Origin of the sequence: Micromonospora sp. NPDC048871, assembly GCF_043198155.1 — a bacterium.
In the GTDB taxonomy this organism is placed as follows: Bacteria; Actinomycetota; Actinomycetes; order Mycobacteriales; family Micromonosporaceae; genus Micromonospora.
The window spans coordinates 493,258-515,044 of record NZ_JBICUM010000001.1 but is presented as its reverse complement, the minus strand read 5'-3'; the positions used below and the strand labels follow the sequence as shown (position 1 = coordinate 515,044).

Annotated in this window: 23 protein-coding genes and 1 pseudogene; 6 read left to right on the top strand and 18 right to left on the bottom strand. The window is 71.7% G+C overall.

The annotated features are described in order from the left end of the window. Window positions 1–3: 3 nt before the first annotated feature. Window positions 4–885, top strand: coding sequence for a PaaX family transcriptional regulator C-terminal domain-containing protein (locus ACGFIK_RS02460; protein WP_327022397.1), 882 nt, complete (start codon window positions 4–6; stop codon window positions 883–885). Here the strand turns inward: ACGFIK_RS02460 and ACGFIK_RS02455 are convergent. Genes ACGFIK_RS02455 through ACGFIK_RS02440 form a run of 4 tightly spaced genes read right to left on the bottom strand, consistent with a single transcriptional unit; the run spans window position 809 to window position 4,682 of the window. Then, a complete protein-coding gene (locus tag ACGFIK_RS02455; protein ID WP_327022396.1) occupies window positions 809–2,335 on the bottom strand; it encodes a long-chain fatty acid--CoA ligase in 1,527 nt (508 codons plus the stop codon). The genes ACGFIK_RS02460 and ACGFIK_RS02455 overlap by 77 nt on opposite strands. Window positions 2,336–2,379: 44 nt before the next feature. Next, a complete protein-coding gene (locus ACGFIK_RS02450) occupies window positions 2,380–2,832 on the bottom strand; it encodes a MaoC family dehydratase (protein ID WP_327022395.1) in 453 nt (150 codons plus the stop codon). 17 nt (window positions 2,833–2,849) lie between these two features. Continuing rightward, entirely contained in the window at window positions 2,850–3,731 is an 882-nt protein-coding gene (locus ACGFIK_RS02445) for an amidohydrolase family protein (protein WP_327022394.1), read from the bottom strand. A 24-nt stretch (window positions 3,732–3,755) separates the two neighbouring features. After that, the gene (locus ACGFIK_RS02440) at window positions 3,756–4,682 is read right to left on the bottom strand and encodes an SDR family NAD(P)-dependent oxidoreductase (protein WP_357528910.1); all 927 of its coding nucleotides are present in this window, start codon (window positions 4,680–4,682) and stop codon (window positions 3,756–3,758) included. 85 nt (window positions 4,683–4,767) lie between these two features. Between ACGFIK_RS02440 and ACGFIK_RS02435 the strand changes: the two genes are divergently transcribed. Beyond that, window positions 4,768–5,235 (top strand): MarR family winged helix-turn-helix transcriptional regulator, encoded by a 468-nt coding sequence (locus ACGFIK_RS02435; protein WP_327022392.1) that lies wholly within the window; start codon window positions 4,768–4,770, stop codon window positions 5,233–5,235. A gap of 59 nt (window positions 5,236–5,294) precedes the next feature. On the opposite strand, the gene ACGFIK_RS02430 is transcribed toward ACGFIK_RS02435, so the two are convergent. The 6 genes from ACGFIK_RS02430 to ACGFIK_RS02405 all read right to left on the bottom strand — a co-directional run bounded on the left by ACGFIK_RS02430 (window position 5,295) and on the right by ACGFIK_RS02405 (window position 11,792). Then, window positions 5,295–7,763, bottom strand: coding sequence for a DUF6351 family protein (locus ACGFIK_RS02430; RefSeq protein WP_393337264.1), 2,469 nt, complete (start codon window positions 7,761–7,763; stop codon window positions 5,295–5,297). Window positions 7,764–7,881: 118 nt separating this feature from the next. After that, the gene (locus ACGFIK_RS02425; RefSeq protein ID WP_393337261.1) at window positions 7,882–8,760 is read right to left on the bottom strand and encodes a PaaX family transcriptional regulator C-terminal domain-containing protein; all 879 of its coding nucleotides are present in this window, start codon (window positions 8,758–8,760) and stop codon (window positions 7,882–7,884) included. 9 nt (window positions 8,761–8,769) lie between these two features. Next, complete coding sequence (locus ACGFIK_RS02420; protein ID WP_327022389.1) at window positions 8,770–9,567, bottom strand: IclR family transcriptional regulator; 798 nt, start codon at window positions 9,565–9,567, stop codon at window positions 8,770–8,772. A 25-nt stretch (window positions 9,568–9,592) separates the two neighbouring features. Beyond that, window positions 9,593–10,540, bottom strand: coding sequence for a PDR/VanB family oxidoreductase (locus tag ACGFIK_RS02415; RefSeq protein WP_327022388.1), 948 nt, complete (start codon window positions 10,538–10,540; stop codon window positions 9,593–9,595). Beyond that, entirely contained in the window at window positions 10,537–10,752 is a 216-nt protein-coding gene (locus ACGFIK_RS02410) for a hypothetical protein (RefSeq protein ID WP_327022387.1), read from the bottom strand. The genes ACGFIK_RS02415 and ACGFIK_RS02410 overlap by 4 nt, the downstream gene beginning before the upstream one ends. Beyond that, window positions 10,749–11,792, bottom strand: coding sequence for an aromatic ring-hydroxylating dioxygenase subunit alpha (locus ACGFIK_RS02405; RefSeq protein WP_327022386.1), 1,044 nt, complete (start codon window positions 11,790–11,792; stop codon window positions 10,749–10,751). The genes ACGFIK_RS02410 and ACGFIK_RS02405 overlap by 4 nt, the downstream gene beginning before the upstream one ends. Before the next feature lie 168 nt (window positions 11,793–11,960). On the opposite strand from ACGFIK_RS02405, the gene ACGFIK_RS02400 reads away from it, so the two are divergent. Together ACGFIK_RS02400 and ACGFIK_RS02395 are read left to right on the top strand one after the other, a co-directional pair. Further along, window positions 11,961–13,616, top strand: a complete 1,656-nt coding sequence (locus tag ACGFIK_RS02400; RefSeq protein WP_393337258.1) for a sigma-70 family RNA polymerase sigma factor — start codon at window positions 11,961–11,963, stop codon at window positions 13,614–13,616. A gap of 121 nt (window positions 13,617–13,737) precedes the next feature. Next, window positions 13,738–14,046: pseudogene (locus ACGFIK_RS02395) on the top strand (hypothetical protein); the annotation flags it as partial. A 57-nt stretch (window positions 14,047–14,103) separates the two neighbouring features. Here ACGFIK_RS02395 and ACGFIK_RS02390 read toward each other — a convergent pair. Continuing rightward, the gene (locus ACGFIK_RS02390) at window positions 14,104–14,931 is read right to left on the bottom strand and encodes a DUF72 domain-containing protein (RefSeq protein ID WP_327027241.1); all 828 of its coding nucleotides are present in this window, start codon (window positions 14,929–14,931) and stop codon (window positions 14,104–14,106) included. A gap of 102 nt (window positions 14,932–15,033) precedes the next feature. Beyond that, complete coding sequence (locus ACGFIK_RS02385; RefSeq protein ID WP_327022384.1) at window positions 15,034–15,780, bottom strand: hypothetical protein; 747 nt, start codon at window positions 15,778–15,780, stop codon at window positions 15,034–15,036. Window positions 15,781–15,924: 144 nt separating this feature from the next. Here ACGFIK_RS02385 and ACGFIK_RS02380 point away from each other — a divergent pair, with 144 nt between their 5' ends. Next, entirely contained in the window at window positions 15,925–16,638 is a 714-nt protein-coding gene (locus ACGFIK_RS02380) for a Clp protease N-terminal domain-containing protein (RefSeq protein ID WP_327022383.1), read from the top strand. A 4-nt stretch (window positions 16,639–16,642) separates the two neighbouring features. Here the strand turns inward: ACGFIK_RS02380 and ACGFIK_RS02375 are convergent, their stop codons facing one another. Beyond that, entirely contained in the window at window positions 16,643–17,158 is a 516-nt protein-coding gene (locus ACGFIK_RS02375) for a hypothetical protein (RefSeq protein ID WP_327022382.1), read from the bottom strand. A gap of 133 nt (window positions 17,159–17,291) precedes the next feature. After that, the gene (locus tag ACGFIK_RS02370; RefSeq protein ID WP_327022381.1) at window positions 17,292–17,474 is read right to left on the bottom strand and encodes a hypothetical protein; all 183 of its coding nucleotides are present in this window, start codon (window positions 17,472–17,474) and stop codon (window positions 17,292–17,294) included. A gap of 178 nt (window positions 17,475–17,652) precedes the next feature. Between ACGFIK_RS02370 and ACGFIK_RS02365 the strand changes: the two genes are divergently transcribed. Further along, on the top strand, window positions 17,653–18,315 hold the full coding sequence (locus ACGFIK_RS02365; RefSeq protein ID WP_327022380.1) for a GNAT family N-acetyltransferase: 663 nt from the start codon (window positions 17,653–17,655) through the stop codon (window positions 18,313–18,315). Window positions 18,316–18,499: 184 nt separating this feature from the next. On the opposite strand, the gene ACGFIK_RS02360 is transcribed toward ACGFIK_RS02365, so the two are convergent. The 4 genes from ACGFIK_RS02360 to ACGFIK_RS02345 form a co-directional block, all read right to left on the bottom strand. Continuing rightward, window positions 18,500–19,198: a TetR family transcriptional regulator gene (locus ACGFIK_RS02360; RefSeq protein WP_327022379.1), complete on the bottom strand. Its 699-nt coding sequence runs from the start codon at window positions 19,196–19,198 to the stop codon at window positions 18,500–18,502. Continuing rightward, entirely contained in the window at window positions 19,161–19,649 is a 489-nt protein-coding gene (locus ACGFIK_RS02355; RefSeq protein ID WP_327022378.1) for a DCC1-like thiol-disulfide oxidoreductase family protein, read from the bottom strand. The genes ACGFIK_RS02360 and ACGFIK_RS02355 overlap by 38 nt, the downstream gene beginning before the upstream one ends. After that, complete coding sequence (locus ACGFIK_RS02350) at window positions 19,646–20,212, bottom strand: hypothetical protein (protein WP_327022377.1); 567 nt, start codon at window positions 20,210–20,212, stop codon at window positions 19,646–19,648. The genes ACGFIK_RS02355 and ACGFIK_RS02350 overlap by 4 nt, the downstream gene beginning before the upstream one ends. A gap of 100 nt (window positions 20,213–20,312) precedes the next feature. Beyond that, window positions 20,313–21,764 carry a glycoside hydrolase family 3 N-terminal domain-containing protein gene (locus tag ACGFIK_RS02345; protein WP_327022376.1) on the bottom strand — a complete coding sequence of 484 codons (1,452 nt, stop codon included), beginning with the start codon at window positions 21,762–21,764 and terminating at the stop codon, window positions 20,313–20,315. Window positions 21,765–21,787 lie beyond the last annotated feature (23 nt).

The following is a 21,787-nucleotide window of genomic DNA, read 5'->3' as shown; positions in this document are numbered from 1 at the left end:
GCTGTGCGCAGTCGTCAGCCGAAGCAACTGCTGCTCGCCTTCTTCGGCGAGCACGTGGTCGACGCCGCCACCGGGCCGATCCGGGCCAGTGCTCTGATCAGTGTGCTGGAGCCGGCCGGTGTAGCCGCGCCGGCCACCCGCGCCACCCTCGACCGCCTGGTGGGCAGCGGCATCCTGGCCCGGACCAGAAACGGCCGGGAGACCCTGTTCTCGCTGACCGAGCACGGGGCGGCGGTGCTGCGTGAGGCCACCGACCGGGTCCGGGGCCCTAGGCCCTTCGACCCGCAGGGCCACGGGTGGACCCTGGTCACCTTCTCCATCCCGGAGGGGCAGCGGATGCTGCGGCACCGGCTGCGCTCGACCCTGACCTGGGAGGGCTTCGCGCCGCTGCGCGACGGGCTGTGGCTGGCCCCCGGTGAGGTCGACCTGGCCGGGTCGTTGGAGCCGTTGCGGCAGGATCTGCCACCGCACACCGTGATCGCCTTCCACGCCCGGGAGCTGGCGGGCTTCCCGATCGGGGAGAGCGTGCGCGCCGCCTGGGACATCGAGGCGATCCGCCGTGAGCACCTGGCCTTCATCGAGATGTGGGAGGATCCGGCCGCGGTGGATCTGGCGCCGAGCGCCCTGACCGTACGGACCATGCTGGTGGCGGACTGGCTGGCGTTGCTGCGGGCCGATCCCCGGCTGCCGGCCGAGTTCATGGACGCCCAGTGGCCGGCCACCCGGTCGGCGGAGACCTATCGCCGGATGCACGAGAAGTTGGCCGAGGCCTCCGCCGCCGAGTTCGCCGACCTCATCGAGACCCCGGTCAGGCGCCGAAGCGGGCGCGCAGCTCCGCCTTCCGCACCTTCCCCGACGCGGTCCGGGGCAGGTCGTCCACGATGACCACGTTCTTCGGCAGCTTGTAGCGGGCCAGCCTGCCGTCCAGATGCGCCCGTACGGCCTCCACATCCACGGCCGCCCCCTCCCGTACGGTCACGATCGCCCAGGGCACCTCGCCCCACCGCTCGTCCGGTACCCCGATGACGGCCGCCGCGGTGACCCCCTCCAACTCGCCGAGCAACTGCTCGATCTCGGCGGGGTAGATGTTCTCCCCACCGGAGATGATCATGTCCTTCAGTCGGCCGGAGATGTACAGGTAGCCCTCGGCATCCAGGTAGCCGAGGTCGCCGGAGCGGAACCAGCCGTCCGGGGTGAAGGCGTCCGAGGTCGCCTCGGGCAGCCCGTGGTAGCCCGGGAAGACGTTCGGCCCGGCGATCTGGATCTCCCCGACGCTGCCGGTGGGTGCCGGCTGCCCGGTCACGTCCGTGATCCGGACCTGGGTGAAGAAGTGCGGCAGCCCTACGCTGCCCTGCTTGGCGCGGGTCATGTCCGGGGGCAGCGAGGTGGCCCCCGGTGAGGCCTCGGTCATGCCGTAACCCTGGGAGAAGGACAACCCCCGGGCCTCGTACGCGTTGAGGATGCGCGGCGGCACCGCCGAACCCCCACAGGTCAGCTTCGCCAGGGTGGACAGGTCGGTCGATGCCCAGTGGGGGTGGTCGGCCATCAGTTGATAGGTGGTGGGCACCCCGCTGAGCATGGTCACCCCGTGCCGCTCGATCTGCGCCAGGGCGCGTCCCGGCTCGAAGCCCTTCTCCAGCACCATGGTGGCGCCCTTGAGGATGACCGGGAGGGCACCCATGCCCAGCGAGGCGACATGGAACAGCGGGGAGATCATCAGCGCCACGTCGGTAGAGACGACGTCGTAGTCGACCACGCAGTTGAGCGCCACCCAGGTCAGGTTGCCGTGGGTCAGCACGGCCCCCTTGGCGCGGCCGGTGGTGCCGGAGGTGTAGATGATCGCCGCCGGGTCCTCCGGCCCGGTGGCGACCGGGCCGGCGGGGTCGGGGGCGGTGTCGCGGACCAGTGCCGCGAGCCCCGGGCGCTGCGCCTCGCCCTCACCGGTGACCACGATGTGCGGCGTCTGCTCGGCCGTGCCGGCCGCGGCCACCCGGGGGGCGAACTCGGGGTCGTGGATCAGCACCCGGGCACCGCAGTCGGTGAGCACATGGGCGATCTCCGGCGGCGCCAGGCGGGTGTTGACCGGGACGAAGACCGCACCCAGTTGCGCCGCGCCGAACATCACCTGGAGGAACTCGGGACTGTTCTCACCCAGGTACGCCACGGTGTCGCCCTTGCCGACCCCCAGCCGGCGCAGCACCGCGGAGATCCGGTCGGCGGCGTCGGCGAACTGGGCGTACGTCACCGTGGCCCCCTCGCCGTGGACCAGGGCTACCTTGTCGGGGGACTTGAGTCGGCGCTTGGACATCCAGGCGCCGATTCCGTGCTGGTGCATCAGCAGTCTCCTGGTGGTGGAGGTGGTGTGCCGACAGCGGGTGCTCAGGCGTAGAAGCGGTACAACCCTCGGGCGACGACGGCGGGCTTGCTGCCCCCCTCGACCTCGATGGTCTGGTCGACCGCGATCTGGTAGCCGCCCCGGACCTCGGTGACCTCGGCGATGGTGGCCCGCATCCGGACCCGGGCGCCGACCGGGACCGGGGCCGGGAAGCGCACCTTGTCCAGGCCGTAGTTCACCTTTGTGGTCACCCCCTTGACCTCCAGCAGCTCGGTCCAGAAGGGAACGGCGAGGGAGAGGGTGAGGAAGCCGTGGGCGATCGGCGCGCCGAAGGGCCCGGCCTTGGCCCGCTCCGGGTCGACATGGATCCACTGGTGGTCGTCGGTGGCGTCGGCGAACAGGTTCACCTGGTCCTGGGTGACCGTGCGGTACTCGGTGTGACCGAGGTCGGTGCCGGCCAGGTCGGGCAGCTGCTCGTACGCGATGGTGGTGGTCATGGCGGTTCCTCTCGTCGTCACCGGGCTAGGCGTAGCAGTCGGGCCGCGTTGTCCTTGAGGATGCCCGGGAGCACCTCGGGTTTGAGGTCGGTGGCCGCCACGTCGCGCAGCCAGCGATCGGGGGTGATCAGTGGATAGTCGGTGCCGAACAGCACCCGGTGCTTGAGCATCGAGTTGGCGTAGCGCACCAACTCGGCCGGGAAGTACCTGGGACTCCAGCCGGACAGGTCGATCCAGGTGTTGTGTTTGTGGGTGGCCACCGACAGGGCCTCGTCCTGCCACGGCACCGAGGGGTGGGCCATGATGATCTGAAGGTCGGGGAAGTCGGCGGCGATCGGGTCGAGCAGCATCGGGTTGGACAACCCCAGCCGCAGGCCGTAGCCCCCCGGGGTGCCCGCACCGATCCCGGTCTGTCCGGTGTGGAAGATCGCCGGCACCCCGGCCCGCTCAATCAGCGCCCACAGCGGGGCGTACTGCTCCTGGCTGGGGTCGAAGCCCTGCACGGTGGGGTGGAACTTGAAGCCGCGTACCCCTTCGTCCTCGATCAGCCGGGTGGCCAGTTCCAGGGCGGCCTCGCCGGTGCGCGGGTCCACCGAGCCGAAGGGGATCAGCACGTCGGGGTGCTCCGCCGCGGCCCGGGCGATGTCGGCGCTGGACAGCGGCGGGTGCTTCAGCTGGGTCCGGGCGTCGACCGTGAACACGACCGCGGCCATGTTCCGTTCCCGGTAGTACTGCGCCACCGCCTCGACGGCGGGCCGGGGCCCGTCGGTCCGGAAGTACTTCGACACCGCGGCCACGAGTGGCTCCGGCAGCGAGGCGTGACCGTGGTCGTCGACCTCGATGTGGACATGCATGTCGATCGCCGTGACGGCGGCCAGGTCGATCGCGGGCTGGTACATCAGCGCAAACCTTCCTCGGGTGGGTCAGGAGGCCGCGGGCTTGAACTCCTCGGGGAGTTCGGGGAAGCGTTCGCCGACGCTCTGCATGGCCGGGGCGAACTCGGTGGGCCAGGACTGCACCAGGGCCTCGTAGGTCCAGCCGCCCTCGCAGTAGGCGGAGAGCGCCGCCTCCGGGTGGGTCCAGATCTGGAGCCGGTCACCACCGACGCCGATCACCTGGCCGGTCACCGAGGCGGCCGCGTCGGAGCCGAGGAAGGCGATCAGACCGGCCACGTCGTCGGCCGTGCCGAAGCCCAGGTCGTGCCGGAAGAAGGCCGGCATCGGCTCACCGTTCGCCTCGGCCTGCACCGCCGCGGCGAAGTAGGGCACGGTCGCGGTCATCGCGGTCGCCGCCACCGGTACGACCGTGTTGGCGGTGATGCCGGCCCGCTTGAGTTCCAGGGCCCAGGTGCGGACCATGCCCACGATGCCGGCCTTGGCGGCGGCGTAGTTGGTCTGGCCGAAGGTGCCCCGCTGCCCGGTGGGGGAGCCGATGCAGATGATCCGGCCACCCTCGCCGGCCTGCCGCATGTGCCGCACGGCCTCCCGCACGGTGGTGAAGGTGCCGCGCAGGTGCACGTTGATCACCGTGTCGAAGTCCTCGTCGCTCATCTTCCACAGCACGGTGTCGCGCAGGATCCCCGCGTTGGTGACCAGGATGTCCAGCCGCCCGAACTGTGCGACCGCGGTGCTGACCAGTTCCTGAGCGGTCTCGGTGGGGCCGACCGGGGCGGTCACCGCGACGGCCTTCCCGCCGGAGGCATGGATCGCCGCGACCGCCTCGGCCGTGACCGTGGCGTCGACGTCGTTGACCACGACGGATGCCCCCCGGCGGGCCAGCTCCTTGGCGTAGGCGAGGCCGAGACCCCGACCGGATCCGGTGACGATCGCGACTTTGCCGTCCAGTGACATGGGTGCTGCTCCTTTGCGTCCATCCGATGTGAGCACAAACCATTGAAAAAGTCAATTATTTGTGAAGCTTGCTACCATCGTCGTCATGTCCCCTATCGGAAGGACCCGGCCGACCGGACGCGACCGGCTGCGGGACAGCGTGCTTGCCGGGGACCTGAGCTTTCTGCTGGCCCGCGCCAACGCCCTGACCCTCGCGGCGGCCAACGCGGCCCTGGCCGAACACGGGCTCAAGGCCCGCTCCTACTCGGTGCTCGCCCTCGCCGCCGACGACGTCCGTCCCACCCAGCGGGAGCTGGCCGAATTTCTGCGGCTGGATCCGAGTCAGGTGGTGGCGTTGGTCGACGGGCTGGAGAAGCGGCAGCTCGTCGAGCGCCAGACCGATCCCGCCGACCGCCGGGCCAACGTCCTCGTCGCCACCGAGGCCGGTCGGGCCCTGTTCGCCCGGGCCCAGGAATCCGCCCGGGCGGTGGAGCTGGGCCTGCTGTCGGCCGTGACCCCGCAGGACCATGAGCGGCTGGCCCAACTGCTGCGGCTGCTGGCCTTCCCCGACTGATGCCGTGAACCGGGCGGTGCCCTGCTGGCACCGCCCGGCCCCGGTCATCCGAGCTGCGACTACGGTCCGGCGCAGTCGACGGCCGGGTAGCCCCGGATCTGGGCGGTGGTCACCGCCTGGCCGTCGAGCGAGCCGGTAACCCGGACCGTCGCCGACCCGGTCGGCACCGCCGTCACCCGCGTGGCGAACTGCTGGAAGGCGTTGCCCCCGGCCGCCACCCCGGCGAAGGACCGCTGGCCGTACGCGCTCTCCAGGGTGATGTCCACCGGCGCGTCGTGGTCGTTGCGGACCTGCACCACCAGGTATCCCCGACCGGCGATGCACCGGGCCTGCACCGTGGTCGTCACCGGCAGCACCGGTCGCACCGCGGGCTCGGCAGACCAGCGGATCCAGGTGTCCGCCAGCGGCACCTGCCCGACCCCGGGCCTGGACCAGTCGCAGACCCCGCCGGGGAAGACCGCCTGGAGGCGCTGCCACTGCTCCTCGGTGAAGCTCACCCCGTAGGCGGCCCGGTCCAGCGGCGCCAGCTGGCACTTGAGTACGGCGGAAGTGGTCGGACCGCCGGCGACCACCCGGGGATTGCGGTGGAAGGGGAACAACTGGTTGCACTGGGCGGCCGGATCCAGGGTCAGGGCCTCCACTATCCGGTCACCGTCGGCCGCGATGCAGCCGTCGGCCAGGCCCGCCGGCCGGGACAGTCGGGTCAGGGCCACCTCGTCCAACTCCGGCCGGGCCGCCGCCAGCGCCGTGCGGGCGGTCAGCCAGGCCTCCATCTGCTCCAGCGCCAGGGTCGAGGCGGTGTTGGCGGCGGCCCCCGGGGCGGCGGTGATGCTGATGTGGTTGTCGGCGTTGCCGTTGGCCGCGACGATCCGCTCCCGCATGCTCCAGGACCGGAACCGGTCGTGGAAGTCGCCGGAGGGGTCGGTGTAGCCCCGGGTCTCGATGATCGGGGTCCAGCGCAGTCCGCCGTCGAACTGGTTGATCCGGCCGGTCTCGTAGGCCACCTTGATCGCGTCCACGTCCGCCGAGGTGCGCTGGGGGGTGCGGTTGCCCTGCACGTCCAGGCCGCCGATGCCCTCGTTGAGCCGGACGAACTGCTCCGGGGTGATCGTGCCGGACTCCAGGGTCTGCAGGCCGTACTGCACCCCCACCGTGTCCGGGATGATCGGCCTGCCGAAGCCGGTGGCAGGGTCGACGCCGTACACGTTGGAGATGAAGTCGGCCATCGCGCACCGCAGGCCGGTCGGGTTGGTGACCGGGTGGTACCGCTGCGCGGCCGGGACGTGGCCCGGGCAGTTGGCGGGCCAGTCGACCCCGTCGAAGAACTGGTAGCCGAAGCAGGTGTTCGGGCTGGCGAAGCCGGTCACCGCGGTGTGCTGGGCGGTGGACAGCCCGGCGGCGGAGGCGGCCTGGGAGATGAAGCGGCACTCGTGGCCGCTGACGGTCGTGGACCGCTCGTCCGGGTAGCCGATCTGGCCGATCACCCCGTCGATGATGCCGGGGTACGCGTTGGAGATCAGCAACTGCTGCATGGTGCCGGCCGAACCGCCCCAGCCCATGGTGAAGGCGGGCACCCCGTACGTCTCGATGAAGTGTTCCTTGACCATCAGGGCGGTCTCGGCCGAGGTCACGTCATTGCAGTTGTTGGCGAACACGTTGAAGGTCGAGCTGGCCACCGCGTAGCCCCGGCTGAGCAGGCCGTGGTCCATCACCCCGCCGGTGCTGGTGGCCTGGGTGTAGCCGATGCCACAGGCCCCACCGAAGGTGTAGACCAGCCGCTCGTTCCAACCCTCCGTGCCCGTCCAGGGGTCCGGCACCGGGGTGCCCGGCTCGTGCAGCAGGGCGATCTCGTAGACCGCCCGGTTGATGGTGCCCCGCTCTACCCGCACGATGTACGGGACCGTCCGGCCCTCGATGGTGGTGGTCGTGGCCAGGTTGCCGGGCAGCGGACCTTCGGGCAGGGCGGCGAAGCTGCCGGCGGTGGTGCGGTACTGGTACGTCACCCGGGGGGCGGCCACATGGCAGTTCTCGTCGACCGGCCCCAGGTTCCAGGGGCTGCCGGAGGCGGTGCAGACCAGTGGGATGTGCGGGCCGGAGAGGACCGGGCCCTGCGCGGGGTGGTTGACCAGGGTCAACTCGGCCGTGGGACGGCCGTTGCCGTTGCCGTTGGCGCGGATCTGGAGGGTGTTCTCACCCAGCGGCAGCTCATCGACCAGGCCGAGCAGGGTACGACCGTCGCCGACCGGGCGGAACTGGCTGCTCAGGTTGCGGCCGTCCAGGTGCACCCGCACCTGGTGCGGCGGAACGTTGCGGGGCACCTCGATGCGGACCAGGGCGTCACCGCCGCTGACCAGGTCGGCGCGGGTCGAGACGACCGCCACCTCGAAGGAACGGTCGATACCCGCACCGGGCGGCGGGGCGGCCAGGGCCGGCACCGCTGAGCTGCCGACCAGTGTGGTGGCGGCGAACGCCGTCAGGGCGACTTTCCAGGATCGGTGCGGTTTTCCCCAGGGTCGACGTAGGTGCATGGCAGGGCCCCTTTCAGCCGGGAACGGGCGGCTGGACCTCCTGGTCACATGTGCACGGGGAACCTAATGCGAAATCTGATCGTGCGTCAACGAATCTGCAATCTATCTACTTCAGACGCTACTTCCCGGCCTCCGCGGCCCGCAGGATCTGCTCGAAACGCTGTTGCGCCGGCCGGGCCAGGGCCTGGGAGATGTCCAGGAACAGGGTCCGCGCCTGGGCCCGGGGGAAGGAGGCCGGCAGGAAGGTGGCCGGCAGGTCGGGATCCTCACCCACCAGGGCCCGCCAGTCGTTGACCATCTCGGTCCGCCGCACCAGCGCCTGCGCCGGTGCCACACTGCCCGCGGTGGCCTTCCAGGCCAGCTCCCGGTGTCGCTCCAGAAAGGACTGGTACCCGGCGGCCAGCTCGTCGATCCGCCAGGCAGCCTCCAGCCGGGCCCGGCCACTGGGCAGCAGATCCAGGTCGGTGGCGCGCAGCACCACGGCGTCACTGATGCCGAGTTCGCTCAACTGCTCCCGTACCTCGTCGAAGCGGTCGTGCGGGGTGACCCAGGTGGCGTCGTACAACGGCGAGAAGGTCAACCAGCGCAGCCGGGCCCGCAGTAGTCGGCGCAGGTTGGCGTCGTCGAGCGGCAGGGTGAAGGCGATCAGGGTCCACCGGCCGTCCCAGGTGCTCTCGTCCGTGCCGGCGAAGATCCGCCGGGCCCCCCGCTGGAGCAGGTGCCAGGCCGACTCGGTCAGCCGGTAGCTGGTCCGGCGGCCCTCCTTGGTCCGCTCCAGCACCCCCCGCTGGGTCAACCGGCTCAGGGTCGCCCGGGCGTTGGCGGGTGCGATGTCGAATTCGGCCAGCACGGCGACCAGCCCGCCGGAGGGCAGGGGGGCGTGCCCGGCGTGCCAGTAGTCCCCGAACAGCGTGACCAGCAGCCGTTGAGCGCGGGCCCGTCCGATCGCCGCCGCGCTCTCCGACGGTGTCTCCAGCGCGTGATGGAGCTCGGACATCCAGTTAAATTACTGCGTCTCCGGGCGGGGTGGTGACGGCACCCGGCCCGAGGGCTGCCGGTACGAGGCGCCCAGGGCCCGGGACAGGGTCCGCCCGGCGGCCTGCACCAGCGGCGCCAGGGCCAGGGAGTCGGCCCGGTCGTGGGCGACCACCAGGGAGATCGCGGCCACCACCTGTTCGGGGGTACGGATCGGTGCGGCGACCGAGAGGGCGTCCATGGTGACCTGCCGGTCGCTGACCGCGTACCCGACCCGGCGCACCTCGGCCAGGCAGCGGCGCAGCCGCCGGGGGTCGGTGATGGTCAGCTCGGTGTAGCGCTCCAGGGGTGCGGCCAGCACCTGCTCCTGGACCTCGTTCGGGGCGTAGGCGAGCAGGACCAGCCCGACCCCGGTGGCGTGCAGCGCGAACCGACCCCCGACCCGGGTGAGTACGGGCACCGCGTGCCGTCCGGCGATCCGCTCGATGAAGACGAGTTCCAGCCCCTGCCGGACGGCCAGTTGGACGTTCTCGTGGGTCACCTCGTAGAGGTCTTCCATGATCGGTAGGGCCAGCTCCCGCAGCCCCAGACCCCGGGGGGCCAGCGAGCCCACCTCCCACAGCCGCAGACCGATCCGGTACCGCCCGTCCTCACCCCGCTCCAGCGCCCCCCAGGCGACCAGCTCCGCGGCCCGACGGTGGGCGGTCGGCAACGGCAACCCGGCGCGGCGGGCCAACTCGGTGAGGGTCAGCGCCGGAGCGGCCGGGGTGAAGGCGTCCAGCAGCGCCAGCACCTTGCTGGTGACCGACCGGCCGGGCTGCGCCTGCATCCCGCCATCATCGCGCCTGCGCCGGTCACAGCTCCAGGACCAGCCGGGGGGTACGGGCCCGGGACACACAGATCATCATGGTGTCCCCGGCCGCCCGCTCCTGCTCGGTGAGCAGGCTGTCCCGGTGATCCGGCACTCCGGCCAGCACGGGCGTCTCGCAGGTGCCGCAGGTGCCCTCCCGGCAGGAGGAGAGCACCTGCACCCCGGCCTCCTCCACAGCCTGCAGGATCGGCACCCCCGCCGGCACGGTGAGGGTCCGGCCGGAGAGGGTCAGCTCGACCTCCACGGCGGTGTCGACCTCCCCGACCTTCCCGGCGGAGGTGGCCGGGGTGAACCGCTCGACGTGCAGACTGCCCGGCGGCCAGCCGGAACAGTGCTCCTCCACCGCCTTGATCAGCGTCTCCGGCCCGCAGCAGTAGACCAGCCCGGCCTCCGGAGGACCCAGCAGCCCGGGCAGGTCCAGCAGGCCGGTCTCGTCCTGCGGACACAGGCGTACCCGGTCGCCGTACTTCTCCCGTAGGGAGTCGGCGAAGGCCATGGTGGCGCGGCTGCGTCCCCCGTACACCAGTTGCCAGTCGGCACCGGCGGCGTCGGCGGCGGCGACCATCGGGCCGATCGGGGTGATGCCGATGCCCCCGGCGATGAAGAGGTACCGTCCCGCCGCCACCAGCGGAAAGTTGTTCCGGGGGCCGCGCACCGCGACCGTGGCCCCGGGAGTCAGCCGGTCGTGCACGAGCAGGGACCCGCCCCGCCCCTGAAGCTCCCGCTGCACCGCGATCCGTAGCCCGGACCGGTCCGCCGGATCACCGCAGAGGGAGTACTGGCGGACCAGGTCCGGGCCGAGCAGCAGATCGAGGTGAGCCCCGGGGGTCCACTGCGGCACCGGGCCGCCGTCCGGGCGGGCCAGGGTGATCGCCACGACCTCGTCGGCCACCTGCTCCCGGGCGGTGACCATCAGATACATCTCGGTCATGCCGGCACCGCCATCCGGGTAGGCACCTCGGGCGGAGGCGTCACCGCCTGGTGGCCCTGCGGGTGGGCGAGCAGCCACTCCCACAGCTCCACCGGCTCCTCGGCCACCCGCTCGGCACCGCAGTGGCAGACCCCGCGCAGGATGTCCGTGCCCGGCATCCAGTGGATCCGGTAGACCCGGTCGCCGGTCAGCATGCCAGCCGGGCCGCTCACCGGGTCGCCTCCACCCTCCCCGCGTCGACCAGGCGGGCCAGCAGCCGCCGGGCCGCCAGGCCGCCGGTGTCGATGTTGATGCTCAGCTCCTGGTACTTCTCCGGTTCGGCGGCGATCACCTGCTCCAGGATGTTGAGGGCGGTGACGTCCTGCATGACCACGGTGTGGTTGCTCTGGTGCAGGTACTCGCTGACGGACTCGTCGTCGATCGCGAAGTCCCGGGCCACCGCCCAGAAGTCGTAGGTGGTGTTCTCCGTCGAGGGGGTGATGGCGTACACGATCTCGGCGTGGAAGGCCTCGCTGTCCTCGCCCTGCGCCGGCGGGTACACCCCCTGCGGGGCGATCCGGCTGTGCAGCAGGTAGAGGCAGGGCGGGTGGTACTCGATGTCCTGCCAGCGGGTGATCCGGCCCTGGATGCCGGTAGAGCGGGCGTAGAAGGGCGGGCACTCCGCGTCGTCCATGTGCCGACTGACGTAGACGATGCCGCGCTCGTCGTCCACCTCGGTGGTGATCGGGGTGTTCGCCACCTCCGGGGTGCCGATGTAGCCACCGTGCAGATAGGTCTCGTGGGACAGGTCCAGCAGGTTGTCCACCAGCAGGCCGTACCGGGCGTTCAGCGGGGCCATCCCACGGACCACCGCGTACCGGGGGTCGACCAGCCAGGGGGCCCGGGGAATCGTGGTGGGATCGGCCCGCTCCCGGTCACCGATGAACACCCAGATGAAGGAGTCCTGCTCCACCACCGGATACGCGGCGACCCGGGCGGTACGCGGAATCCGCTGCTGCCCCGGCACGAAGACACAGGAGCCGGTCTGGTCGTAGGTGAAGCCGTGGTAGCCGCAGACGATGGTGTCGCCGTCGAGCCGGCTCTCCGACAACGGGTAGCGCCGGTGCACACACCGGTCGGCCAGCGCCACCGCCTCCCCGGCCTCGGTGCGGTACAGCACCAGCGGCTCACCGAGCACCGTACGGGCCAGCAGGTCGCGCCCTACCTCGCTGCCGTAGGCCGCCACGTACCACTGGTTGCGTGCGAACGCCATGGGGATCCCTCCTCCTCGTCCCGCCAGCCGGATCATGCCGGGGGACAACGGTGATCGGGACCACGTCTTTCATTGAATGAAAGGGGAGGGCCACTCGATCACCGGGCGCGTTCTGGTTAGGGTGTGACGTCGTGCTCGGCGGGGGACTCCACATTGGGGCGGTGCTGGATGGCGATCACTGCGAATGACGTGGAACTCGTCACCGCAGCGCAGTCGGGCGACGGTTCGGCTCGTGACCGACTCATCGCCGCCCATCTGCCGTTGCTCTACAACATCGTCGGTCGGGCCCTGCACGGTCACCCCGACATCGACGACGTGGTCCAGGAGACCCTGATCCGGGTCATCCGGGACCTGCCCGCCCTGCGCGCCCCGGAGAGTTTCCGGTCCTGGCTGGTGGCGATCGCGGTGCGGCAGATCGCCACCCACCGGCAGCGGCTGCGTACCGCCACCCACCGGACCACCATGGTCGACCCGGCCGACCTGTTGTCGGCCGCCGGTGATGTCGAGGACGAGGCGATCCTGCGGCTGCACCTGGCCGACCAGCGCCGTCAGGTGGTGGCCGCGACCCGCTGGCTGGACCCCAACCACCGTCCGATGCTGTCCCTGTGGTGGCAGGAGTGCGCCGGCCAGTTGACCCGCCGGGAGATCGCCGCTGCCTGCGACACCCGGGTGGCACAGGTCGGGGTACGCCTGCAACGGATGCGGGAGCAACTCGAACTGAGCCGGGTCATCGTCGCGGCGCTGGCCGTGCTGCCACGCTGTGCCGGGCTGACCGAGACCCTGGACGGCTGGGACGGGGTCCCCACCTCGGTGTGGCGCAAGCGGATCGCCCGGCACACCCGGGACTGTCCCACCTGCTCCACTCTCACCCAGGGTCAGGTGCCCACGGAACGGCTGCTGCTGAGCATCGCCCCGCTGGTGGTGCCGGCCGGTCTGGCCGCCGCGTTGGCCGCCAAGGGGCTGTTGACCACGACCACCCTGGCCACCCCCGCCCTGGCGGCCTCGGCCACCACGACGGTCACGACCACGGCCACGACGACGGTCGGCGGCGGCACCCCGGGCACCCTGTTCGGCAAGCTGGCCCAGATGGTCAGTGCCCACCCGGTGGCCGGCCTGGCCGCCGGGGCGGCCCTGCTCGTCGCCCCGGTGACCCTGGTGGTGCTGCAACCCGGATCGGCATCGAACCCACCGGCCGCCATCGCGGCACCCACCACGGCGGCCCCGGTGGCGGCCACCCGGACGCCCTCCGCCGAGACCTCGCCGGCCCAACCCTCCCTGGCCCGGCGGTCCCCGGCCCCCTCGCCCTCCTTCGCCACCCCGCCGCCGGTCGCGCCTCCGCCGACCGCGGCCCCCCCGCCGACGAACGGACCGACCATCCCGCCGGGGACCATTGCGCCGGGCACCTGGTCGCTGGAATCGGTGAAGGTGGCCGGTCGCTACCTCAGCCATGACGGCAAGTACGCCCAACTCGCCGAGGTCGACGCGGCCAGCCCTCGGCCGGACCGGCAGCGGGCCACCTTCACGGTCGGTCGCGGACTGGCCGACTCCGACTGCGTCACCCTGCGCCTGGCCGACGGGCGATACCTGCGGCACTGGGGGATGCGGGTGCAGCTGAGCAGCAGGGAGGACACCACCATCTTCCGGGAGGACGCCACCTTCTGCCCGGGCCCGGGCGGCGGCACCGGATCGGTGATCCTCCGGTCGTACAACTACCCCTCGCATGTGGTGCACTACCGCGACGGCGGCTTCTGGTTGGACGTTCCGGACGGCAGCCCGGCCTTCACGGCCGCCAGCTCCTTCGTCGTACGCGATCCCTGGGCCTGACCCGATTTCCGTTATTCACCGGGCGGTCCGGCGGTCTCCTACTGTGTGAGGCACCGACGCATCACCGTTCCGGAGTGGACCTGCCCGGCCGGCATCCCCGCGCATGGAGGACGGGGCGGTCATGGCTGAGGAGGACCAGGCTCCGCTCCCGCATCTGCTGGCCACCGAACCGGTGGAGCATCCGCCGATGCGTCCGCTGTGGATGTGCCGCCAGTGCGGTCAACCCTGGCCGTGTACCCGGGCCAAGCTGGCCCTGCTGGCCGACTACGCGACCGATCCCGTGGGCCTGCGGCTCTATCTGGCCGGCTGCCTGTGCGACGCCATCGACGATCTGCACCGGCTGAGCCCCAGTCTCACCGGCAGCGCCACCGACATCTTCGACCGTTTCCTGGGCTGGCCGGGCCAGCTGGCCCGCGCCTACCGGGTGACCCGGCGTTCCGGCCGATCCCGGGGCGGCGACTCGGCGCCGACCCCCCGGCCGCAAGGGTCAGAAGAGGGTTGTGGGCTCGACCGGGATCGGACTAGGTAGGGGCGCCAGTTCGGGTACCCGGGCGCGTACCTCGTCGTGGAACCGGCGGGCCAGGGTAGGTGCCTGCGCGTTGTCCGGGGTGTGGATGAACAGGGTGGGGGAGCGTCCCTCGCGCAGCCAACCCACGGTGATGTCTATCCACCGCTGCCACCCCTCGACCGTACGGTCCGGGTCGTCGCGGCCCAGATAGCGGACGATCGGCCGGTCGGTCAGCGCCCGGGTACGCAGCGGGGTGCGGGGTTTCTTGGTCCAGGCGTCCCGCTCGGCGTCGCTGGTCGGCGGCTCGGCGAATAAGGTCGTGGTGTCGAAGGGCACCCACTCGGCGTCGGTCTGGGCGAGCACCGCCTCCAGTTTGCGGGCCGCCGAGGGGTCGGTGAAGAACTCGGGGTGGCGAACCTCCACCGCACACCGGTGGGCGGCCGGCATCCGGCGCAGGAACCGGGCCAGGGTGGGCAGGTCCGAGGGGGCGAAGGAACGGGGGAGCTGCACCCAGAGGGCGTGGGCCCGCGGACCCAGGGGCTCGATCGCGTCCAGGAAGGCACGCATCGGCTCGGTCACCTCGGTCAGCCGTCGCTCGTGCGTCACCACCTTGGGCACCTTCGGCACGAACCGGAAGTCCGGGTCGGTCTGCCGGGCCCAGGAGGCCACCGTCTCCCGGGCCGGGGTGGCGTAGAAGGTGGTGTTGCCCTCGACGGCGTCACACCACCCGGCGTAGTGCCGCAGCCGCTCCTCAGCCGGCAGGGGATGTGCCAGCAGCCGTCCCTGCCACGCCTTGTGCGTCCACATGGCGCAGCCGACGTGTAGCCGCATGCTCTCGGTCCCTTCACCACCACCGGCGTACCGCCCGATGGTGCGTACGCCTGCGGCACATACCGTATCCGCGTTCGATCAGCGGTCGGCCTCGGTGCGCTCGACGGTCAGGCCGGAGACTCCGGCGGTGGCGTCGATGTCGTAGCGGTCCGCCGCCTCCGCCCACTGCGGGGCGGTGAAGGTGGTGCCCCCGGCCACCCCGGAGTGGGTGGTGCCGTCGACCGTGACCGTGCCGGCGCCGCCGCCCGCGCGGACCTGGACGGGTGCATCGCCGGCCAGGCGGACGAGGACCTGACTGGCGCCGCCGCCGAGCACGGTGCGCTGGGTTCCGGTGGGGGTGGGCAGGGTCAGCTCGATCCGGTTGGCTCCCGCGGTGAACTCGATCTCGCCCACCTGGGCGTTGCTTAGGTCCAGGTGCTGCTCCTTGGCCCCGCCGTTGAGCCGGATGTGCCAGCGTACGGACTCGTGCAGGGCCACCTCGACGATCGCCGGGCCGGCCTTGCCGGTGTCCCGCAGGCTGGTCATCACCCTTCCCTCAGTGAGTGAGGCGGCCGGGCGCAGCGCGGCGTCGCCCGGGGTGGACACCCGGTAGGCCTCCTCGCCCAGGTCGGCGGTGCGCACCCGGATCACGTCGGCGCCGTCGAGCAGCACGAAGGTGGCCTCCCGCAGGTCACCGACGGCACCGGTGACGACATGCCCGGATCGGCCCTCGCCGCGCACGGTCACCCAGGTCCAGCTGGCCACCAGGACCACCACCACGACCAGCAGGGCCCCGCCGAGCCACCACCAGAGCCGTCGCCCGCCGACCGTCTGCGCGTCGCCCATCTCGCCTCCCGTATCGGTGATTCCGCTGGGCTACTACCCACCGGGGTCCTCACCGACTCTTACGCACCACCGGGCCCCGCGGCTCACCGCTTGATCGTCAACCTGGGGTTGACGGGTGGGCCATCGTCAACCTACGGTTGACGCATGACGAACCCTGTGCAGATGAACAACCCGATCCGGCTCGACGACCTGATCGAGACCATCAAGCAGACCCACACCAACGCCCTCGATCAACTCTCCGGGGCGGTCATGGTCGCCGATCACATCGGTGAAGTGGCCGACCACCTGATCGGCCACTTCGTCGACCAGGCCCGCCGCTCCGGGGCCTCGTGGACCGAGATCGGCCGCAGCATGGGGGTGAGCAAGCAGGCCGCCCAGAAGCGCTTCGTCGCCGGGACCATGGACCCCCGGGAGGGCTTCCAACGCTTCACCCCGCGCGCCCGCAACGTGGTCGCCGCCGCGCACAACGAGGCCAAGGCCGCCGGCAGCGCCCACACCACCCCGGCCCACCTGGTGCTCGGGCTGCTAGCCGAGCCGGAGGCGCTGGCCGCCAGGGCACTGACCGCCGCCGGGGTGTCGGCCGAGGCGGTGCGCCAGGCCGCCACGGCCGCGCTGCCGCCGGCGGCCGAGGAGGTGCCCGACCTGATCCCGTACGACGCCGCCGCCAAGAAGGCCCTTGAGTTGACCTTCCGCGAGGCGCTGCGGCTGGGGCACAACTACATCGGTACGGAGCACATCCTGCTGGCGCTGCTGGAGCAGGAGGACGGCCAGGGGGTGCTGACCGGGCTGGGCCTGGACAAGGCCACCACGGAGGCGCAGATCGTGGCGACCCTGGCCAAGGTCCGGGCCTTCGAATAGCTGATCAGGCGGTGGGGAAGCCGTACCGGGCGGCGTGCTCCGGGTCGGCCGGGTCGATCTGGCGCAGGCCGGCGTCGGCCAGGCGCTTGTTCACCTCGTCGAGGTGTTCGCGGACCAGCCGGGCCTCCTCCTCGGTGACCCGTCCCCGGTGGGGCTTGCCGGCGTGCTCGATGGTGCCGTAGTCGATCTTCTCGGTGGCCCGGCGGGCCTTCGGCGGGCGGACCCGCTCGGCGGTCCTGAGCAGTTGGGCCATCGGCATCTCCGTGGCCAGGGCGTCGAACTCGCTGGCGGTCAGCACCACCCGACGGGGTTCGCCGTCACCATGCCGGTCATGGATCTCCACCACGGCCACATCCAGCGCCGCGTCGTCCAGGCTCTCCACCTCGAGCGCTGTCGCGTCCAGCTGCACGGGCCCGGCCACCAGATCAGGGTGCTCGAGGACGACGACGCGGACCGCCTCGTCGTCGGCGCCCAGCACCGTGCCGCTGAAGTCGGAGACGCGGATCGTCTTCTTGCCCATGAGTGCGCTAGCTCCCGTCGTAACCCGGTCGAAGGACCAGCAGACGTTACCCGACAGGTGTGCGAACGGCGGCGCTGGCTCGCCGTCGGAGTCGGCCCGGACACCCGGCCGGTGACGGGGGAGATCCGGCGGATCAGTGGGTGTTGAGGTGGCAGGCCGAGCCCCCGACCGAGGACCGGTTCAGCGTCTCCCAGGACAGTCGGCCGGTCCGCCGGCTGTGGTGCCGAGGCTGGCCGGGAAGGCGACTCGCCGCCCGGTCGTACGGCCAGATCCGGGTGGGATCCTGCTGGTGACGGTCGTCCGGGTGCATCGGCATGAGCCCACCATTCCAGAGAAAGTTGTACATGTATGGAATTGGCTATGACGCCGGAACGATGACCTTGGTTCCGACGGGGCGCGAAGATCACCTCACCGGGTCCTTCCGGAGGGTCGGCGTCGTGACCCTGGTCCGTCGTAGGGTGGGCGGGCGGCAGCGAGGGCGCGGGAGGTGGACGGTGCGCGACCGGCGACTCCACCTGCACCTGGCCACCTGGCTGGGGCAGTGGCCGGCGGGCAAGGGGCTGCACGTCGTGGGTTCCTGGCGACGCAGCCACCCGGCCTGGGACGGCCGCCTGCGTCCGGCGATCGCGGTCACCACCGGCGAGAGCACGGTGCTGTCCGTGCCACCCGACCGGGTCGCCGGGGTTCGCGAACTGGCCCGGCGGTCCACGGCCCTACTGCCCGCGCTGCCGGCAGCGGTCGGTCGACCCTCGGGGTGGGTGGTGCACGACGACGTGTTCCGGTGGAGCATGGCCCCCGCGCCGCTGCCGGAGATCGGTGAGTGGGTCGCGCCGACCACCCTCGGCCTGCCCTCCTGGCTGCGACTCTTCGACCGGCCCGTGCTGGTGGTCCGCGACGACCAGGGGCGCTACCTGGCCGGAGTCGGGATCAAGCGGCACGACCCGTTCGGGCAGGAACTGGCCGTGGGCACGGTGCCGACCGCCCGGGGGCGGGGACTGGCCCGGTGCCTGGTGGCGCAGGCGGCCCGCCGGGTGCTCGACGAGGGTGCCGTGCCGACCTATCTGCACGACCGAGCCAACGCGGCCTCGGCCCGGGTGGCCGAGGCGGCCGGTTTCCCGGATCGGGGTTGGGGGTCCTACGGGGTCTATCCCGGTTGACCGCCTCGGCAGGGCGCGGACCGTGAATCCCGGGCCGGATCCACGGTCCGCAGCCTCCCCCCAGGTCCGCGTACGACGTCTGCCGATCACGCTACGTATCGGGTCGTCGGCAGGGCAAGCCTCCACCGGCTCCTTCTGCTGTCCAATAGTGGACTTGACCAGGAGAAACGTGTCCCAGTGGAGATCACTGGCGGAGCATGCGCAGCAGGTCGACGATCTGCCGGGTGACCGGGCGCAGGACCCGCAGCCGGGAGAGGGAGACCAGTCGGTCGATCAACGGCACCGCCCCGTTGATGAGCATCCGGGTCCGGGCCTGCCCCGGCGAGCGGTCGTAGACCCAGAAGAGCACTATCCCCATGTACGCCAGCCAGAGCAGTTCGGGCAGGTGGGGACGCAGTTCCGGGTCGACCTTGGTGGTGGAGCCGCTCAGCACCTCGTCGAACAGTTCGATGGATGCCTGGCGCGGGCCGCTCGACTCGGGCGAGAAGGGGCTCAGCGGTGAAGTGGGCTCCGCGGCGAACTTGAAGACGCTCGCCGCGAAGTCGTGCGCGGGGGTCGACACGTCGATGGCCGCGTGCAGCACCCCGGCCAGCCGGGCGGCGAAGGTCGTCTCCCGCGCCAACACCGGTCGCGCCGCGGCCCGGTGCTCCTCCTCGGTCCGGGTGTAGAACTCCTGGATCAGGCGTTCCTTGGAGTCGAAGTAGTAGTAGGCGTTGCCGACCGCCACTCCGGCCTCCTGGGCGATGGCGCGCATGGTGGTGCGGGCGTACCCGCGCTCGCGGAACAGCCGCAGCGCGGTTTCCAGGATCAACTGCCGGGTCTGCTCGCCCCGGGCGGTCGTCGCCTCACCCGCAGCGGTCGTCGGCACAGACTGGTCGGTCATCCGGGCCACCGTATCCGGTCGACCCTCCGGGCGGCACCGACCCCGGTTCCCGGACCATCTCCCTGACCGCCGAGGCGGCGGCCACCACCCCTCGCGCCAGCGGCAGCAGGTGGGGACGGGACAGGCGCTCGGCCGTGGCCCGGTACTCGGCCAGCGCCCACAGGCAGGCGATCCAGGCGCCGTCGCCGATGTAGAGCGCCCCGTCGTCGGCCACCACGGTGATGTCGCGCAGGGTGGCCTCGTGGTCCAGGCCGGGGAAGCGCTGCCGGGCCTCGGCCGAGCCGGCCGGCACGAACTCCAGGGGTACGAGTTGCGCCTGCGAGGCCAGCCACTCGCGGGCCGTCCGGCAGATCGGGCAGTGCGCGTCGTAGAGGACGGTGAGGTACCGGATGCCAGCACCCCCGTGCGTGCTGGCATCCGGTGGCCCACCAGTCGGCTGGCGGGTGTTCATCGGGGCGGTGCCGGCGGCTGCGCGGGGCCCTGGGCCGAGCCCTGGGTGGGGCCGCCCTGAACCGGGCCCTGCGCGGGGCCTTGGGTCGGGGCCTGGGCGGGGGCGGCGGCCGGGTGAGGGTGCTGCCTGGGCAGGTGCCCGGCGGGCGGTGCGGCGGCCGGGTGGGGCTGCTGCCTGGGCAGGTACCCGGCCGGCGGCAGCGGGGGTGCGGTGGCCAGTTGGCGGAGCCGGCTCTTGCGGTAGCGGTTGAGGGTGAAGACGTTGAAGAAGTGCAGGGCACCGAGCACCAGCAGCACCAGCCCGATCTTCCAGGACAGTTCCTCCATGGCCTCGCTCGTCGACTCGATCAGCCCGGAGTGCCGCATCGCCACGGTCACATAGCCGAGGTTCAGCAGGTAGAACCCGACCACCAGCAGGTTGTTCACCGCGTTGGCCAGTCGCTCGTCGGCGAACACCTCCTGAAGGAAGACCAATCCGTTGCGGGCCAGGGTCCGGGCCACCCAGATGGTCAGACCGATGCTGACCACCAGATAGACCAGGTACATCCAGACTTTGATGTCCATGCCGCCACACCTCGATTTGAACGTGTTCAAGTATCGACATCGCTAGTGTAGGAGGCGAGTTGAACGTGTTCAACAGTGGACGGTCGAAGTGGCGTACGCCTCAGCGGATCAGGCCCAGCACCTCGGCGGCGGCCCGGCCGTTGGCGTGGCTGGCGCCGTAGGTGAGCACGAAGGCCCGGCTGCCCACCGGCCGCCACCCGCTCGGCCAACCCATCTCCACCACGGTCACCGGATGGGCGGCGGTCAGCGCGTCGACCAGCTCCGGCCCGCCGGGCAGCCGGTGCAGCCGTCGGCCGACCAGCACGATCGGACGGTCACCGGCCCGCCGCCGAAGCTCATCCGGGTCGGCCTCGGCGGCCACCACCTCGACCAGCTCCGGGCCGTCCAGATGCGGGCCGAGGCCCCACGGCACATGCCCCTGCACGATGGTGGACCGGGCATGCACCTGCACCACCAACGGATCGACCGAGCGGGTCGGCACACCTTCCACCCGAAGGGCTCGGCGGGCCGCCGCGTACCCCAGGTCGGGGGAGGGGACCGGGGTCGGGCCGGTGTGGCGGGTCCACTCGGCCAGTTTCGCAGCACGTCCGGCGGCCTGCTCCACCCGTTCCCGGGCCAGCCGACCATCGCCCACCGCCGCTACGACCTCGGCAACCACCCCTTCGACCAGGGCAGCGTCCACCTTGGCCCCGATGCAGAGCAGATCCGCACCGGCGGCCAGGGCCCGTACCGCCCCGGGGGCGATGCCGCCGGCCGCCAGGGCGGCACCCTTCATCTCCAAGGCGTCGGTGATCACCGCGCCGGTGAAGCCGTACTCCCGGCGCAGCAGGTCGACCAGGACGGCGCGGCTGAAGGTGGCGGGCTGGGTGCCGGTCAGGGCCGGTACCCGGATGTGGGCGGTCATCACCGCCCTGGCCCCGGCCGCGATCGCCGCGGCGAAGGGCGGCAGGTCCCGGCGGCGCAACACCTGCGGGGACACCTCCACGGTGGGCAGTTCGTGGTGGGAGTCGGTCACCGTGGCGCCGTGCCCGGGAAAATGCTTGGCGCAGGCGGCCACCCCGGCGGCCTGAAGACCGCCGACCGCGGCGGCGGAGTGTGCGCCCACCCGCACCGGATCGGTCCCGAAGGACCGGGTGCCGATCACCGGGTTCTCCTCGGTGCTGTTGACGTCGACCGCGGGCGCCAGATTCACGGTGACCCCGACGGCGGCCAACTCCCCGCCGATGGCCCGGTAGACCTCCCGGGTCAACCCCTCGTCGTCGATCGCCCCGAGCGCCGCGTTGCCCGGGTACGGGCTGCCGGTGGCGTGCGCCAACCGGGTGACGTCCCCACCCTCCTCGTCGATCGCCACCAGGACCTCGGCCCGGCCGGTACGCAGGGCGGCCGTGCTGGCCGCCACCTGCGCGGGTGTGTCGATGTTGGTCCCGAACAGGGTGTGCCCGGCCAACCCCTCGGCTACCAGTTCGACCGCCCAGTCCGGCGGGACCGGCCCCGGGTACGCGGCCAGCAGGGTGCCCAGGGCCAGTCGGCGAAGTCCCGGATCCTGGCGCACGCACCCTCCTCTCGATGCCGAGA

Bases quoted from the DNA above. Each gene is read 5' to 3' on its own strand.
- ACGFIK_RS02455 (WP_327022396.1), bottom strand. From the start codon at position 2,335: ATGCACCAGCACGGAATCGGCGCCTGGATGTCCAAGCGCCGACTCAAG.
- ACGFIK_RS02450 (WP_327022395.1), bottom strand. From the start codon at position 2,832: ATGACCACCACCATCGCGTACGAGCAGCTGCCCGACCTGGCCGGCACC.
- ACGFIK_RS02445 (WP_327022394.1), bottom strand. From the start codon at position 3,731: ATGTACCAGCCCGCGATCGACCTGGCCGCCGTCACGGCGATCGACATG.
- ACGFIK_RS02440 (WP_357528910.1), bottom strand. From the start codon at position 4,682: ATGTCACTGGACGGCAAAGTCGCGATCGTCACCGGATCCGGTCGGGGT.
- ACGFIK_RS02435 (WP_327022392.1), top strand. From the start codon at position 4,768: ATGTCCCCTATCGGAAGGACCCGGCCGACCGGACGCGACCGGCTGCGG.
- ACGFIK_RS02430 (WP_393337264.1), bottom strand. From the start codon at position 7,763: ATGCACCTACGTCGACCCTGGGGAAAACCGCACCGATCCTGGAAAGTC.
- ACGFIK_RS02425 (WP_393337261.1), bottom strand. From the start codon at position 8,760: ATGTCCGAGCTCCATCACGCGCTGGAGACACCGTCGGAGAGCGCGGCG.
- ACGFIK_RS02420 (WP_327022389.1), bottom strand. From the start codon at position 9,567: ATGCAGGCGCAGCCCGGCCGGTCGGTCACCAGCAAGGTGCTGGCGCTG.
- ACGFIK_RS02415 (WP_327022388.1), bottom strand. From the start codon at position 10,540: ATGACCGAGATGTATCTGATGGTCACCGCCCGGGAGCAGGTGGCCGAC.
- ACGFIK_RS02405 (WP_327022386.1), bottom strand. From the start codon at position 11,792: ATGGCGTTCGCACGCAACCAGTGGTACGTGGCGGCCTACGGCAGCGAG.
- ACGFIK_RS02400 (WP_393337258.1), top strand. From the start codon at position 11,961: ATGGCGATCACTGCGAATGACGTGGAACTCGTCACCGCAGCGCAGTCG.
- ACGFIK_RS02390 (WP_327027241.1), bottom strand. From the start codon at position 14,931: ATGTGGACGCACAAGGCGTGGCAGGGACGGCTGCTGGCACATCCCCTG.
- ACGFIK_RS02385 (WP_327022384.1), bottom strand. From the start codon at position 15,780: ATGGGCGACGCGCAGACGGTCGGCGGGCGACGGCTCTGGTGGTGGCTC.
- ACGFIK_RS02380 (WP_327022383.1), top strand. From the start codon at position 15,925: ATGACGAACCCTGTGCAGATGAACAACCCGATCCGGCTCGACGACCTG.
- ACGFIK_RS02375 (WP_327022382.1), bottom strand. From the start codon at position 17,158: ATGGGCAAGAAGACGATCCGCGTCTCCGACTTCAGCGGCACGGTGCTG.
- ACGFIK_RS02370 (WP_327022381.1), bottom strand. From the start codon at position 17,474: ATGCCGATGCACCCGGACGACCGTCACCAGCAGGATCCCACCCGGATC.
- ACGFIK_RS02360 (WP_327022379.1), bottom strand. From the start codon at position 19,198: ATGACCGACCAGTCTGTGCCGACGACCGCTGCGGGTGAGGCGACGACC.
- ACGFIK_RS02355 (WP_327022378.1), bottom strand. From the start codon at position 19,649: ATGAACACCCGCCAGCCGACTGGTGGGCCACCGGATGCCAGCACGCAC.
- ACGFIK_RS02350 (WP_327022377.1), bottom strand. From the start codon at position 20,212: ATGGACATCAAAGTCTGGATGTACCTGGTCTATCTGGTGGTCAGCATC.